This is a genomic window from Flavobacteriales bacterium (assembly GCA_016716605.1).
Lineage (GTDB): Bacteria > Bacteroidota > Bacteroidia > Flavobacteriales_F > PHOS-HE28 > PHOS-HE28.
Window position 1 is genome coordinate 3,071,956 of record JADJWA010000001.1, and the last position, 14,348, is coordinate 3,086,303.

13 protein-coding genes and 1 tRNA gene are annotated in these 14,348 nt (G+C 61.7%); 7 read left to right on the top strand and 7 right to left on the bottom strand.

The window, feature by feature from the left end:
- Positions 1-24: 24 nt before the first annotated feature.
- The 3 genes from IPM12_12445 to IPM12_12455 all read left to right on the top strand — a co-directional run bounded on the left by IPM12_12445 (position 25) and on the right by IPM12_12455 (position 4,605).
- Positions 25-2,925: a hypothetical protein gene (locus tag IPM12_12445; GenBank protein ID MBK9148611.1), complete on the top strand. Its 2,901-nt coding sequence runs from the start codon at positions 25-27 to the stop codon at positions 2,923-2,925.
- Positions 2,926-2,992: 67 nt separating this feature from the next.
- Positions 2,993-3,325, top strand: coding sequence for a translation initiation factor (locus IPM12_12450; GenBank protein ID MBK9148612.1), 333 nt, complete (start codon positions 2,993-2,995; stop codon positions 3,323-3,325).
- A gap of 74 nt (positions 3,326-3,399) precedes the next feature.
- Positions 3,400-4,605: a DUF2029 domain-containing protein gene (locus IPM12_12455; GenBank protein ID MBK9148613.1), complete on the top strand. Its 1,206-nt coding sequence runs from the start codon at positions 3,400-3,402 to the stop codon at positions 4,603-4,605.
- A gap of 12 nt (positions 4,606-4,617) precedes the next feature.
- On the opposite strand, the gene IPM12_12460 is transcribed toward IPM12_12455, so the two are convergent.
- Positions 4,618-6,408, bottom strand: a complete 1,791-nt coding sequence (locus IPM12_12460) for an acyl-CoA dehydrogenase family protein (protein ID MBK9148614.1) — start codon at positions 6,406-6,408, stop codon at positions 4,618-4,620.
- A gap of 247 nt (positions 6,409-6,655) precedes the next feature.
- On the opposite strand from IPM12_12460, the gene IPM12_12465 reads away from it, so the two are divergent.
- Positions 6,656-6,913, top strand: coding sequence for a DNA-binding protein (locus IPM12_12465; GenBank protein MBK9148615.1), 258 nt, complete (start codon positions 6,656-6,658; stop codon positions 6,911-6,913).
- A 171-nt stretch (positions 6,914-7,084) separates the two neighbouring features.
- Here the strand turns inward: IPM12_12465 and IPM12_12470 are convergent.
- Positions 7,085-7,158: transfer RNA gene (locus IPM12_12470), tRNA-Asp, on the bottom strand.
- Positions 7,159-7,369: 211 nt separating this feature from the next.
- On the opposite strand from IPM12_12470, the gene IPM12_12475 reads away from it, so the two are divergent.
- Genes IPM12_12475 through IPM12_12485 form a run of 3 tightly spaced genes read left to right on the top strand, consistent with a single transcriptional unit; the run spans position 7,370 to position 9,470 of the window.
- A complete protein-coding gene (locus IPM12_12475; GenBank protein ID MBK9148616.1) occupies positions 7,370-8,128 on the top strand; it encodes a 2-phosphosulfolactate phosphatase in 759 nt (252 codons plus the stop codon).
- Positions 8,125-9,129 (top strand): S1/P1 Nuclease, encoded by a 1,005-nt coding sequence (locus tag IPM12_12480; GenBank protein MBK9148617.1) that lies wholly within the window; start codon positions 8,125-8,127, stop codon positions 9,127-9,129. Before IPM12_12475 ends, IPM12_12480 begins: the two co-directional genes overlap by 4 nt.
- The gene (locus IPM12_12485) at positions 9,129-9,470 is read left to right on the top strand and encodes a hypothetical protein (GenBank protein ID MBK9148618.1); all 342 of its coding nucleotides are present in this window, start codon (positions 9,129-9,131) and stop codon (positions 9,468-9,470) included. Before IPM12_12480 ends, IPM12_12485 begins: the two co-directional genes overlap by 1 nt.
- Positions 9,471-9,801: 331 nt before the next feature.
- Here the strand turns inward: IPM12_12485 and IPM12_12490 are convergent, their stop codons facing one another.
- The 5 genes from IPM12_12490 to IPM12_12510 form a co-directional block, all read right to left on the bottom strand.
- Entirely contained in the window at positions 9,802-11,025 is a 1,224-nt protein-coding gene (locus tag IPM12_12490; protein ID MBK9148619.1) for a 4-hydroxy-3-methylbut-2-enyl diphosphate reductase, read from the bottom strand.
- Between the two features lie 66 nt (positions 11,026-11,091).
- Entirely contained in the window at positions 11,092-11,661 is a 570-nt protein-coding gene (locus IPM12_12495) for a hypothetical protein (protein ID MBK9148620.1), read from the bottom strand.
- A gap of 67 nt (positions 11,662-11,728) precedes the next feature.
- Positions 11,729-12,772 carry a selenide, water dikinase SelD gene (gene selD, locus IPM12_12500; protein MBK9148621.1) on the bottom strand — a complete coding sequence of 348 codons (1,044 nt, stop codon included), beginning with the start codon at positions 12,770-12,772 and terminating at the stop codon, positions 11,729-11,731.
- The gene (gene mnmH, locus IPM12_12505) at positions 12,762-13,784 is read right to left on the bottom strand and encodes a tRNA 2-selenouridine(34) synthase MnmH (GenBank protein ID MBK9148622.1); all 1,023 of its coding nucleotides are present in this window, start codon (positions 13,782-13,784) and stop codon (positions 12,762-12,764) included. The genes selD and mnmH overlap by 11 nt, the downstream gene beginning before the upstream one ends.
- Before the next feature lie 62 nt (positions 13,785-13,846).
- Complete coding sequence (locus IPM12_12510) at positions 13,847-14,248, bottom strand: hypothetical protein (protein ID MBK9148623.1); 402 nt, start codon at positions 14,246-14,248, stop codon at positions 13,847-13,849.
- Between the last annotated feature and the right edge of the window lie 100 nt (positions 14,249-14,348).

Genomic DNA, 14,348 nt, shown 5'->3' on the forward strand with positions numbered 1-14,348 from the left:
CTGTCCGTTCGTCATCTTTGAGACATGCGTCCAACTGCAATCGCTTTCCTGCTAGCCGGGACCACGGCCTTTGCCCAGGTCGACCTTCCCGTTTTCGGCAAGCAGGACGTGATCAACGGCTACGCCAAGGATGTGGAGGGCGAGGTCCTCTCCTACTTCAGCGTGTACCCGGAGCATGCCACCACGGCTCTGCTGACGCGATGCACCGATGGGAAGAAGGCCATCGCGTGGGAAACAGCCGATGTACCCTTCTCTGAAAGGGAGTCGGTCCAGTATTACTACTTCAGCTGGATTGCCGCGCACAACAGCACCACTAGCGGGGGTGACCGAAGCTTCGATCTGTTCATTGGGGATCAGAAGGCACTCACGTTCACTACGCACAATTCAACCAAGCCTGCCACATGGGCGGTGGACACTGTGGACAGGGTGGCGCTGGTCTTCGAATTCTCGAAGGCCGACCGCCACGGCGATGCGCACGGGTTTGCGCATTTGCGGGTACCGAGGAAGTACGTTACACCAGGCCAGCCGCTGCGGCTGAAAGTGGTGGGCCACGCGCAGAACAGCCCGGACTGGTTCATGACCTTCCGGTACACGTTAGAGGAGAAGGTGGAGGTGGAAGCGCTTCCATTCCTCCGATCAAAGGGCAAGAAGGACTTCCATCCCTTGCTGTTCACCGTGATGCACTTCGGGAAGCCAGCGCAGATGCGCGTCTGGACCAACGATGACCCTGAACCCGCCGTCTTCAACATCGTCAATGGGTTGCAGACCGTGGAAGTTCTCCTTGGGGAAGTGACTGGGCCAGCAAAGGTGCGTGTGGTCGCGGACATTGACGGCGCGGCGGGTATCGACACACTGATGCGAATCGAACCTGTGATCCATCGCGACATCCACCTCGTCCACCACAGCCACACCGACATCGGCTACAGCCACCTACAGTCGGAGGTGAAGATGATCCAGAACAACAACATCAACAAGGCGCTGGAACTGATCGACCGCACCAAGGACTATCCCGAAGACAGCCGCTTCGTGTGGAACGTGGAGAGCCTCTGGGCCGTGGAGAACTTCCTGGGCATCGCCAGCGAGGCGGACAAGCAGCGCTTCATCGCGGCGGTAAAAGCAGGGCGGATCGCCCTCAGCGCGAATTACGCGAACATCCTCACCGGCCTCTGCACGCCGGAGGAGATGCACTGGATCGTGGAGTACGCCGATTCCCTGCGGAAGTGGTACGACCTGCCGATCACCATGGCGATGCAAACGGACATCCCCGGCATGAGCTGGAGCATGGTGGACGCCTACGCCGCGCACGGCATCCGCCACCTGAGCCAAGGGCCCAATTACATCCCCGATATGCCCGACGGCGGCGACCGCATCGGCAGCACCTTGCGCGAACAGGGCGACAAGCCCTACTGGTGGAAGGGCACCACGGGCAAGGACAGCATCCTCGTTTGGACGGCCGGCCAAGGCTACGGCGGCTGGCACGGATACACCGCCGGGGCGATCAAAGAGCGCGGCACACGGAAGATCGCCGCCTACATGAACGAGCTCGCCGCGAAGGGTTATCCCTACGACATGGTGCAGTGGCGCTACAACATCGTGAGCGACAACGGACCGGTGGACAGCACGCTCAGCGACTTCGTGCGCGATTGGAACGAGAAGTACGCTTCACCGCGATTGATCATCGCGAACGCGGGCACGATGATGCAGCAGTTCGAGGAGAAGTACGGCAAGCAGCTCCCCACCTGGAGCGGAGACTTCACGCCCTATTGGGAGGATGGCGCCTACAGCACAGCGAAGGAGGAAGGTGATGTGCGCGTGCTCAGTGCGCGGCTTTCCAACTTGATCGAGGCGGCGACGATCTTGAAAAAGCCCATCGACCCGCACCTGCTCTACCGTGCCAAGCGCAGCATCGTGATGTGGCACGAGCACACCTGGGGCGCGTGGTGCAGCATCAGCGATCCGGATGCGCACTTCACCACCGACCAGTGGCGGGTGAAAAAGGCGTTTGCGGATAGTGCGGGGTGGTATGTCTTTCAGATCGCAGAATCCGTCCAGCGAGGAAGCACACCGGGCAGCCCTCGCTACTTCGTGAATACCTATGACAGGCAAGTCTGGAATGCCAGCCCGAATGGAACAGGAACACTTCCTCGCGGCGAATCGACAGAAGATCATGACAACGAGATCGAGGTCGATGAGAGTGGTCTCGGTCTTCTAATTTGCCAGTCGGTTCAACTTCCAGATTCCGGAAGCCGCCAATTCTGCATGTCCCCAGCATGGTACAGGAATACACTGGCAGAGGGTCAACCATCATCGCAAGCGCGTGGCATCCCAAACTCCAGCTTCCTTTGGACATCCTCAGCAGTAGTTGGCACGGACACGATCAATACATCAGAAATAAGCCTCTTGGGAGTGGATCTCTACGGTGTCCAATACACGATCAAGAAAACGTCCTTCCGTGGCAAGGAATCCCTCCACCTCGCCCTCCCCTTCAACATCCCCAACGCCACCGTTCGCATCGGCATCGGCGATACCTGCATAACGCCTGAAAACGGCCGCATCCCCGGCAGCAACAACGATTTCTTCTGTGCCCAACGCTGGATCGATGTGAGCAACGACAGTATGGGCGTCACCATCGTATGCCCGCAGGGCGCGATCTGGGAAGTGGGCGAAATGGTGGACGAACGCAAGGTGAGCCCCGGCCGCGGAACGAACCCGGAGCTGTACAAGGCATGGAAGACCGAGGCGAAGAGCAGCAGCACCCTCTACCTCTACGCCCTCAACAACTACTGGCACACCAACTTCAAGGCCGACCAGGAAGGGCCCATCACCTTCGACCTCTACGTGAAGATGCACGGGCCGTTCAAGTTGGAGGATGCGCGGAGGTTCGGGCTGGAGATGACAAGGCCGTTGATCACGTGGTGGAAGTAGCCCTCACCCCCAGCCCCTCTCCCAAGGAGAGGGGAGCAGATCCGCGTTCTGCGGTTAATTCGCCTTCATGAAGAAGCGCCCACCCAGCGGCCTTGGCGGCCTGGTGTACAGCACCAACAAGGGCCTCAGCACCGCCCGTGAACCCGCCACCCTGCCTCCACAGCTGCAAGACCTGCGCATCCACCTGGACCGGCTAAAGGGCAATAAGGAGGTGACGCGGATCGTGGGCTTCGTGGGCAAGGATGCAGACCTGGATGACCTGGGACGCGCGCTGAAGAGCAAGTGCGGCGTAGGCGGCAACACCAAGGACGGCGTGATCCTGCTCCAGGGAGATCACCGCGACAAGGTGATGGCCTACCTGACCGAGAAAGGGTACAAGGCGAAGAAGTCCGGCGGATGATGGGGCCGTGCTGGATCCGGGATTGCTGGCAGAACGGCGGCCTCCGGGGAAGGATTTGGCTTGGCGCATGGGCATTGGCCATCCTCGGGCTACTGGCCACCGTGCTGATCGCTGCCGGTGAGCGCAACGACATGGACATCTTCCTCCAGGCCAGCGCCGACCTGCGCGCAGGCCGCAACGCCTACCTGCTGCGCTACAACGAGTGGTACCGATACTTCTACAGTCCCTTCTTCGCGCTGGCGATCGCGCCGCTGGAATGGCTCGGCGCGGCGGGTGCGAAATGGCTCTGGGGGTTGGGCATCATCGCGCTCATGCTGCGGAGCCTTCGGATCATGGAAAGCTGGCTCGTGCTGAGCGGTGCCCCACCAGTGGAGCGCGCGCGCTTTCATGCGCTCCTGCTGCTGCTGCTCTTCCAGCCGGTACGTGATAACATCAACTCCATGCAGCTCACGCCGCTGCTGGTCTGGCTCTCGCTAGAAGGACTGCGCCTCATCCGCGCTGAGCGCCCGTGGCTCGGCGGCGCGCTCATCGCCATCGGGCTCGATGTGAAGCTGCTCCCGGCGGTGCTTCTCCCCTACTTGCTCTGGCGCCGTCATTGGATGGGCGCGCTGGTCTCGGTCGCACTTTTCGCCGCGCTGCAATTCGCCCCTGCCCTCGTGCTCGGCTGGGATGAGCTGATGGAACTGCAACGCACGCGCGCCGAGCTGCTCAACCCCACCGATGCGCGCCACATCCTCGACGAGGAGGAGCCGTCCTTCATCGCGCTGGGCTCCGTGCTCTCAGCTTACCTGAGCACCGAGGGCGGCAGCAGCAACACCATGTCCCTCCCGCGCAATCTGGCTGCGCTCACCATCGAGCAGATCGCCGACTTGCTCCTCATGGGCCGATTGGCGCTTATCGCGCTCACCATCGTTTTCGTGCGCTGGCCACCCTTCCGCATGGAACTGAATGAGCGGCGCGTGCTGCGTGAGGTGGGCTACCTGCTGCTCTGCACCATCCTGCTCTTCCCGCATCAGCGCAACTACAGCATGCTGCTGGCAGCGCCTGCCATCGCCTGGCTGCTGCACGCGCGCCTGTTGCTGCCATCAGGCCCTGCGGCGAAGCGCTTGACCATCGGCCTCACGCTCGTTTTCCTCGGATTGAACACGGAGCTGCTGCTAGGCGAGTTCGCCGATGTGTACGCGCACTACAAGCTGAAGTCGTTCGTGGTGATGGGACTGATCATGATGCTCATTGCCGCACAGGTGAGGCAAGAATCGCGGTCTTCCGAGCAGCCTTGACTCGAGGCACGCTCAGTAGCAGTACTTCCCCTCTGCGATCAGCTTCTTCGCGATCGCTCTCCGTAACTCGGCGGTGTTCAGGTTGGTGCTCTTCGCGAAACGCTTGGCACCCATCAGCATCGCCTGGCGCTCATCGCCCTCGGCGAAGTTGTTCACGGCTTCCTTCGCCCACTTATGGATGCGGTCGGCCGCATCATGGATGTAGAGCTGGCACATGGCGATCTGCTCCTGCGCATTGGCGATGCCCCTCATTTCTGCGAGCTTCAGCGTGCGCAACAAGGTGCTCTCGGCCAGGTAGGTATCGATCACCATGTCGGCGATGTGCATCAGCGTCTCCTGGTGCTTCGCCAGCTCCATGCCCAGCTTCTGCGCGGCGCCGCCGGCCACCATCAGCACGGCCTTCTTGAAGTTGGCCACCATGCGCTTCTCGTCGCCGAGCAATGAATCATCGGGCTCTGGGAAGTCAGGAATGCCCATCAATTCGCTGGCCACTTGCATCGCCGGACCCATGAGGTCCAACTGGCCTTTCATGGCACGCTTCAGCAGCATGTCCACCGTGAGCATGCGGTTGATCTCGTTGGTGCCCTCGAAGATCCGGTTGATGCGGCTGTCGCGGTAGGCGCGCTCCACAGGGCTCTCGGCGCTGTAGCCCATGCCGCCGTAGATCTGCACGCCTTCGTCGCACACGTAGTCGAGGCATTCGCTGCCGGCCACTTTCAGGATCGCGGCCTCGGCGGCATACTGCTCAACGCCTTTCAGCAGGGCCTTCGCGTGATCGGCGCCCGCTGCTTCCAACGCTTCGATCGCGTTCTCCATGTCCTGACTGCAGCGATAAGTGGCGCTCTCCACCACGTAGCAGTAGGTCGCTTGGTCGGCCAGCTTCTGGCGGATCGCACCGAACGCACTGATCGGCTTTCCGAACTGGATGCGCTCGTTGGCATACTTCACGCTCATGTCAACCACGCCCTTCGCACCGCCCAGGGCCGCACCAGCGAGCTTGATCCGCCCGATGTTCAGGATATTCACCGCGATCTTGAAGCCGTTCTGCCGATCGCTCAGCATGTTCTCCACGGGCACCTTGCAATCGTTGAAGAACACCTGGCGCGTGCTGCTGCCCTTGATGCCCATCTTCTTCTCCTCCGGGTTCAGCGTGATGCCGCCGAAGCCCTTCTCCACAATGAAGGCCGTGAGGTTCTCATCGTCATCGATCTTGGCGAAGACCGTGAAGATGTCCGCGAAGCCGCCGTTGGTGATCCACATCTTCTGGCCGTTGATCACGTAGTGCTTGCCATCGGGCGACAATGTGGCCTTGGTCTTCCCGCTGTTGGCATCGCTGCCAGCGCCCGGCTCGGTGAGGCAGTAACTTGCCTTCCATTCGCCGCTCGCCAGCTTCGGGATGTACTTCTTCCGCTGCGCCTCGTTGCCGTAGTAGAGTATCGGCAAGGTGCCGATGCCTGTATGCGCCGCGATCGCCACGCTGAAGCTGTGCCCGGCGCCGGTCACCTCCGTGACCAGCATCGTCGTCACGAAGTCCTTGCCGAATCCACCCAGGTCCTCGGGCACGGAGATGCCCAGCAGCCCCAGTTCGCCTGCCTTGTCCAGCAGGCTCGGCATCAGGCCTTCTTCCAACGAGTCGATGCGGTCCAACTGGGTCCATACGTTCTGCTCCAGGAACTCGCGGGCGCTCTGCGCGATCATGCGCTGCTCCTCGTTGAACTCCTCGGGAATGAAGATTTCACTGGGCTCGCTGTCGCGAATCAGGAATTCGCCACCTTGAAGGGCCTTCTTCGATTCAGTGCTCATGATGCGTACGGTTGCTATGGTTGACGGAAGGTGCTACGACCCGACCGGGATAAAGTTATGCGCGCATAACACTTCAGGGGCTTCCGGCGAAAGAAAAGATGCTTGCCGGCGCGCTTCCTCCCGAATCATCGCGGGCGAACTCAGGCCAACGCGGTGCTCTCGGCGGCCCCACAGACCATGCCGTTCATGGTTTGGAAATGCACCGGTCACATGCCTACCTTCAGCCTCGCCAACCAACACCATTCCCATCATGAACATCACCTTCAACGAGTTGCGCAAGATCAAGGACAATCTGCCTGATGGGAGCATCCACCGCATAGCGCGTGAGCTCGAGGTCAGCGTGGAGACCGTGTGGAACTACTTCGGAGGCTACACGCACCCGAATGGCAAGCCCATGGGCGTTCACCTCGAGCCTGGACCCGATGGCGGCGTTGTATCGTTGGACGATACGCGGATCCTGGACATCGCGAAGCGCATGCTGCAGGAGGACCATGCGAGTGTTTGAGGCACGGCCACCGTGCCAGCCGTGGATGAAGGGGCCGCCTGATCAAGGCGGCCCCTTCGTTATTTACAATCGATGGCATAGCGCCAGCACGGGCGCTCATGCTTCGATTCCATGGTCTATTCCGATGGCCCCGAAAGTGGAAGCCCCCACCAGGAGGCAGGGGCTTCATTGCGGACCGGACGGGACTCGAACCCGCGACCTCCGCCGTGACAGGGCGGCATTCTAACCAGCTGAACTACCGGTCCGTTCAGCCCCGCCTTGCGGCGAAGCGGCGGCAAATGTAGGCGCATGATCGACACCTGCAAGCCAAAGCGAAGATGGCTTTTCATGAAGCGGCGTCCGCGGGTCACCGACGGCCGTTCGCTGCCCGGCTGAATCCGCGCGGCACGGGAATGGGGCCCTAGGTCAACTCGATGGCAGCACTACCGGCTCCTTCATTCTCCTTATCTCTGTGGCATGCAGGAAACCATCCGCAACGCCGACTACAAGTTCCGCGTGGAGGTCTGCTTCGTACCCACCCAGTACCCGCTGTACGCGCAGGATATGGGCATCGTGGTGGTGATTGATGTGCTGCGCGCCACCAGCGCCATGGTAGCCGCATTCGAGCACGGGGTTGATCGAATCATCCCGGTGAGCACCATTGAGGAGGCCCGGCAATACATCGGAAGGCCCGGCTACATCGCCGCCGCCGAGCGCAATGGCGAAGTGGTCGAAGGCTTCCAGTACGGCAACTCGCCCCTCGCCTACATCGGTCAGGACCTGCGCGGGCAGACCATCGTGATGACCACCACCAACGGCACCAAGGCCATCAACCTGGCCAAGGGGGCCCGCACGCTGGTGATCGGCTCGTTCCTGAACCTCACCGCGCTGAGCGAATGGCTGGTGAAGCAGAATGAGAACGTGCTGCTGCTCTGCTCCGGTTGGAAGGACAAGTTCAACCTGGAGGACAGCGTTTATGCTGGCGCCGTGTTGGACCGCCTGCTCGCCAGCGGCAAATTCGGCGTGGAGGAGGACAGCAGCATCGCCGCCAAGTACATGTTCATGGCCGCGCGCGACAACTTCCTCAGCATCCTGAAGGCCGCGCCCCGCCGCCGCCGCATTGAGCAATTGCAGCTGCTCCCCGATGCGAAGTACTGCCTCACGCCCGACCTGAGCCGCGTGATCCCCATGCTCCGCGATGGTGAGATCGTGCGCATGCCCGCCACGAACCCATGATCCGTCGCACGCTCGTCTGGCTGCTCCTGCTCGGTGCCTTGGCCCTGCTGATCGCCCCGAGCAGCGCGCCTCCGGCCGATGCCTGGGGCTTCTACGGCCACAAGCGCATCAACCGCATGGCCTGCTTCACCCTTCCGCCCGATCTGTTCCCATTCTTCAAGCGACACGTCGATTTCATCAGCGATCACGCCGTTGACCCCGACCGCCGCCGTTACGCCGTTACCGGTGAGGCCGAGCGCCACTACATCGATATCGACCACTACGCCAAGGATAGCCATGACCCCTTCATTGCCATGCCCCGAAAGTGGAAGGACGCTGTGGCCAAATACTCAGAGGACACCCTGAAGGCATACGGGATCGTGCCCTGGCACATCGAGGTGATGCACTACCGCCTGGTGGGCGCCTTCCAGCGCGGCGACGTGGACCGCATCCTACGCTATGCCGCCGATATCGGCCACTACATCGGCGATGCGCACGTGCCCCTGCACACCACGGAGAACTACAATGGCCAGCTCACCAACCAGCATGGGATCCATGCGTTCTGGGAGAGCCGCATACCCGAGTTGAGCGCCGAGAACTATGATCACTTCGTGGGCCGAGCCGAGTACGTGAAGGACCCGCTTGGTGCCGCGTGGCAGGCCGTGCACGACAGCCACATGCTGCTCGACAGCGTGCTGGGGATCGAGAAGCGCTTGAGCCAGCAATTCCCCGACGATCGGAAATACGTGTTCGAGGACCGTGGCCGCGGTGGCATGCGTCTGTACTCGCGCGATTACGCCAACGCTTACGAGGACGCCATGATGGGCATGGTGGAGCGCCGGATGAACGCCAGCATCGCCGCGGTGGGCAGCTTCTGGTACACGGCATGGGTCGATGCCGGCCAGCCCGACCTGGACCGCTTCGAGCAGAAGGATGTGAGCGATTCGCTGAAGGCCGTGCTCCGAGCCGAAGAAGAGTTATGGGAGGATCGGCAGCAGGGGCATGGACGTGACCACGAGTGATGCCTACCGACATCGACCGCTACATCCGTGATGGGCTTGAGCTGAAGAGGCATGGCCGCACCGGCGCGCAAGTGCGCGAATGGCTGGCAGCGGAAGGGCTGGGGCCGGCTCATTGTGCTTTCATCCTGCAGCAGATCGGCAAGGCTCAATTGAAGGCGCATGCGCAGAAGGATCCCGGCAGCTACAGTTACATGAAGGGCTTCATCGGCGCCCTGCTCATTACCGCAGGCGCGTGGTTGACCTTCATGTTGTGGAAGAGCGGTGCCATGGTGTCCATGGCGGGCGCCGTACCGATTGTGTTGATCATTGGCGGGGCCCTGATGCTGGGATCCCGTAAATGATTCGCTGAGGAAAATCATCGCATTGGTCCTTCAACGCCCTTACATTCGTCCCACTGTTCTTTCCATCGCACTATCGAGCATCACACCGGCCATAGGGCCGTCAACGCGAAGCCCGCATAGTCCAGCTGTTCATCGGAACCAACAATTTCCATCAGGGACCGCACCCTGGGTGGCGTACGGCGGGCCTCAGCCGCTTTCGGGCGGATGCCTTCGGGCACAGGAGGATTACGGAAACCATCATCGCGGTCCCGCCCATGTGATTCCATGGGTTCCTTGAACCTGGCGCTGTGCGGGCTTTTCTTTTGCCTTCGGAACAAGCGCAGCCGGTCGCTCAAATGGCCAACTCCGCAACGGCCCGTTCCGGGTCCTTCGCACCCTCCACATATCCCAGCACCTTCAGCATCACGCGGTCCAGCAGCGTATCCGGGCAACTGGCACCGCTGGTGAGGATGATGGAGAGCGGGCGTTTCGCCGGCAGCCAGTTGTTCGTGCTCTCCAACTTCTGCGCGGGGTAGTTGAAGTGCTGGATCGTTTCCGCACGGAGGATCTCGCTTTCGTCCTTGATGAAATAGGTGGGGAACCTCCGTTCCAGCAGTTCTACCAGATGGCTGGTGTTGCTGCTGTTGTATCCGCCCACCACCAGCGCGAGGTCGGCATCGGCCTTCAGAAGTTCGTTGGTGGCCTCCTGGTTGTCGTTGGTGGCGTAGCAGAGCGTGTCGCGCGTGTCGGCGAAGTGGTTCTTGATTTCGGCTTCGCCGTGCTTGGCGGCCATCACTTGCTTCAAGTGGTCGGCGAGGGCCTGTGTCTCCGCGGCCAGCATGGTGGTCTGATTCACCACGCCGATGCGCTGCAGGTCCTTGGCCGGGTCGAAGCCCGGTGTGCAGCGCGTGCCGAAGAGCGTGAGGAAGCGCTCCGCCGGGGATTCACCGCTGATGATGCGGCCGAGCTCCTGCGCTTCAGCCATGTCCTTCACGATCACAGCAGGCGCACCGGCGGCGGTATGGCTGAAGGTGGCCCGCGTCTCTTCGTGCTTAGCCTTGCCATGGATCACCACGGTGTATTGCTTCTCGCCGAGCTGCGCGCTACGGTTCCAAACCTTCTCCACGAAAGGGCAAGTGGTGTTGTGCGTCAATGGGTCTATGCCGATTCCTTTGAGCCGCGCCTCGGTCTCGAGCGTGGTGCCGAAGGCGGGGATAATCACGATATCGTCGGCGGTGAGCTCGTTCCAGTCCATGAGCATCTGGCCATGGGTATCCTGTATGAAGCGCATGCCACGCGCGGTGAGGTCGTCGTTCACCGCAGGGTTGTGGATCATCTGGCTGAGCAGGAATATGCGCTTGCCAGGATTCTCTTCCAGCGCGCGGTAGCTGATCTCAATCGCGTTCTCCACACCATAGCAGAAGCCGAAGTGACGGGCGAACACGAAGCGCACGGCGCCAAGGTCGAGCAGTGTGGGAGCGAGGTCCTTCTTGCGCGGGTCCTGTGCCTTGCGGTGGGCCTTGAGCCGCCCGACCAGATTGCTGCGGTAGTGCGTGGGAATGGTGAATGCGCGCATGCGGATGCTTCGACGTACTTATGTAAACGCCAAAGGTACCGGTGCGGTTCAGGCAGCCGCTCCCGCTTACTTCTTAGCCAAGACCACCTTGCCCTTGTGCTCCTGGCGCAATTTGCCATGGAAGAACCAATCCATGAGGCCGTAGTGCAGGCCCTTCTGCTTGCCGCTGCGGTGCTTTCCTAGCACGGCACGGCGGCCGCTGAGCTTCTGCAAGGTGCGGGTTAGCTTCAGCTCGACGTCGGCCTTATTGGTCTTGGGCTCATTCTTCTTCGCCCAGGTTGTGCTATGCGCCAGCAATTCCTGCTTGGTGAGCAAGCGGTTTGCGCTTGTTACCGCAGCAACGATCATGTTGTCCCAGCTATTCAAGCGATAACCTCCTACAACGCGGCGTTTCTTCGGACGGCCGAGCTTACGGCGCCTGCCCTTGCCGCTGCCGGGCGGACGTATGGGCCCGCGCTTAGGCGCTTCGCCATCGGCTGGAGCTGCCTCATTCAGGGCTTTGCTTGCGCGAAGCGCCTTCAGCTCACTGATTGCCTTGCGCACGCGGTCGAGCTTGTACATGAGCAAGCGTCGCTCACCGAAGAGTTCGCCCAGCAAGCGGTCGAGCTCTTCTTTCTTCAGTCTTTCCCTAGCCATGATCCAATAGTTAAGTGTAATGGTGTGCCTTCGCTGCGAAGCTAACCCTGAAGCGCGGCGCAACGGCTCAAGCGACCAGTACCACTGGGCCTTCGCCAGGCCCGAGCATGCGGCCGATGAACGTGGCCGGGGTACCGTGATCGGCGCAGATCGCTTCCACAGCAGCGATCGCACTGTGCGCAGCTGCAATCAGCAATCCGCCGCTGGTCTGGGGATCGCTGAGCAGCATCATGCGATCCATGTCGCTGGCGCCCGCGGTACTGGCGCCGATCGATTTCCAATTCCGGAAGCTGCCGTCAGGATAGGCACCGAGCCCCAGGTAATGCCGCGCTTCAGGGATCACCGGTACGCGCGAGAATTCGACCTCGGCACGCAAGCCGCTACCCTCGCACACCTCCAACAGATGGCCCAGCAGGCCGAATCCGGTCACATCGGTCATGGCATGCACGCCCGGCAATTCGCCCAAGGCCGATCCGGCATCGTTCAATGCGGACATCAAGGCCGTGCCTATGCCGGCATGCTCCGGTGCAAGCAAGCCGCGTTTCATGGCCGTGGCCAGAATGCCCAGCCCGATCGGTTTGGTGAGGAGCAGCGCATCGCCCGCCTGCGCGGTGTCGTTGCGCTTGATGTGCGCCGTGGGCGCTTCGCCAGTGACGGCCAGGCCGAAGAAGGGCTCCGGCGCATCGATGCTGTGACCTCCGGCGAGCACGATGCCGGCTTGGTGGCAGACCGTTCGCGCTCCATCGAGCACGCGCGCGGCCACTTCTGCCGGCAGCTTCTCCACCGGCCAGCCGAGTATGGCAATGGCGAGCAATGGCCTTCCGCCCATGGCGTAAACATCGCTGAGGGCGTTGGTGGCGGCTATGCGGCCGAAGTCGAACGCATCATCGACTATCGGCGAGAAGAAGTCGGTGGTGCTGATCAGCGCGCGCCCTGTGCCAAGTTCGTACACGGCCGCGTCGTCCTTCGACCCATAGCCTACGAGTAGCCTGGGATCCGGGAAGGATCGGAGCTCGCTCCTGAGCACCTGTTCCAGCACGGCGGGCGCGATCTTGCATCCGCAGCCGGCGCCGTGGCTGTATTGCGTGAGGCGGATGGGCTCAATGGTCATGGGCCGTTCTGATCAAGCGTTCAGCAAGCCCGCGAAGGTCGGTCGCAGTTGCCGGCAGATGCCGGATGCGTGACGGATCGCGCTTGGCAGCGCCATGCGCGTACGCCTTGTCGTAATAGGTGAGGGTGATGGTGGCCACCGTGCGGAGATCACCGGCTTCAAGGGCCCGGAGCGCCGCTTTGCAATGCTGCGGACCAAGGCGCTTCTGGATCCGCAAGACCGCTTCGCCCAGCTCCTTCGGATCGAATCGGCCGTAGTCCTTCACCAGCCGCTCGGCGCGCTCGGCCTGCGGCATATCGGCGAAGAATAGCCTGGCAGCGCGCATCTGGGCGAAGAAGGCATCGGGGATCTTGCATCGGCCGATCAGGATGCTCTCATCCTCAACCCAGGCCGACCGCGTTCGATCACCCTTGCGCAGGGCCTCGAACAGCAGGTTCTCGAATTGCTCTGTGGTGGGCTGTGGTGCTTCGCCCAAAGCACCGAATGATGACCCTTTGTGATGTGCCAGGGCCTCAAGGTCGATTACTTGTTCGCCGAGCTCACGCAGAAGCTTCAGGGTCTCGGTCTTGCCGCTGCCGGTATATCCGCCGAGCACGTTCAGTGCCCACGGTTCATGGAACGCCGCAAGCGCATGGTTACGGTAAGCCTTGTACCCGCCGCGCAGGGTAATCACCTCACCGAATCCCGCTTTATCGAGCAGCCAGGCCACGCTGCCGCTGCGCTCGCCGCCACGCCAGCAATGCACGCGGACCGCACCATCCGGTGCCAGCGAACGAGCTTGCTCAACGATGCCGGCCAGTTTCGGGCCGATGATCCTCAAGCCCTCGAGCACGGCGGCATCGCGCCCGACCTGCTTGTACAAGGTGCCCACCACGGCACGTTCATCGTCGCTGAAGAGCGGCTGCGAACTTGCTCCGGGAATATGACCTTGATTGAACTCCTTCGGTGCGCGCACGTCGATGATCGGCGCATGGAGCCCGAGGAACTCCGGGGGGCTCAGGGCGCGGAGCATCGCTGGTTAAGCTGCGGGCGGGCGTTAGCAGGCAGTTGGATGCGGTCCACCGCCGATTCCGTTCACGTGATCGGATTCAGCATCACGCTGAACACGGTGATGCTGTTGGGGTCGCGGTCGTAGAAGAGCTTATCCAAGGCTTCCAGCACATTCTTGGCGCGGAAGTACGAGGTCTGCAGGCCATTGTCGCCGCGGGCGCTCCACTGCACGGTGTAGCTGCTCGTGCGCTCCTTGTAGGTCTTCACATATTCCAGCATCTCGCGCAGCGCATCCACCATGTCGCTGCCTGCGGTGGCGTGGAAGAGGAAGCTCTGGTTGTGGTTCGGATTGGTGGTGATCAGGTGCAGACGGGACTTCTTGCCCTTGGTGTCGAAGCTGAAGACCAGGCTGTCCTTGCCCAGGCCGATGTAGTCGCCGATCTCCTTCTGCAGTCGGGCGGCCTCGATGTTCCGGTCCTTGCTCATCGCGTGCGCGTTGGGGCGCCGAAGTTATCGGTGTGCGCCGAGCGCAGGCAGGACAATCAGCGATGCACCGGCGCCCTAATACCGAACCGCTCCTCTCCCA

Bases quoted from the DNA above. Each gene is read 5' to 3' on its own strand.
- IPM12_12450 (MBK9148612.1), top strand. From the start codon at position 2,993: ATGAAGAAGCGCCCACCCAGCGGCCTTGGCGGCCTGGTGTACAGCACC.
- IPM12_12460 (MBK9148614.1), bottom strand. From the start codon at position 6,408: ATGAGCACTGAATCGAAGAAGGCCCTTCAAGGTGGCGAATTCCTGATT.
- mnmH (MBK9148622.1), bottom strand. From the start codon at position 13,784: ATGCTCCGCGCCCTGAGCCCCCCGGAGTTCCTCGGGCTCCATGCGCCG.
- IPM12_12510 (MBK9148623.1), bottom strand. From the start codon at position 14,248: ATGAGCAAGGACCGGAACATCGAGGCCGCCCGACTGCAGAAGGAGATC.
- selD (MBK9148621.1), bottom strand. From the start codon at position 12,772: ATGACCATTGAGCCCATCCGCCTCACGCAATACAGCCACGGCGCCGGC.
- IPM12_12490 (MBK9148619.1), bottom strand. From the start codon at position 11,025: ATGCGCGCATTCACCATTCCCACGCACTACCGCAGCAATCTGGTCGGG.
- IPM12_12445 (MBK9148611.1), top strand. From the start codon at position 25: ATGCGTCCAACTGCAATCGCTTTCCTGCTAGCCGGGACCACGGCCTTT.
- IPM12_12480 (MBK9148617.1), top strand. From the start codon at position 8,125: ATGATCCGTCGCACGCTCGTCTGGCTGCTCCTGCTCGGTGCCTTGGCC.
- IPM12_12485 (MBK9148618.1), top strand. From the start codon at position 9,129: ATGCCTACCGACATCGACCGCTACATCCGTGATGGGCTTGAGCTGAAG.
- IPM12_12495 (MBK9148620.1), bottom strand. From the start codon at position 11,661: ATGGCTAGGGAAAGACTGAAGAAAGAAGAGCTCGACCGCTTGCTGGGC.
- IPM12_12475 (MBK9148616.1), top strand. From the start codon at position 7,370: ATGCAGGAAACCATCCGCAACGCCGACTACAAGTTCCGCGTGGAGGTC.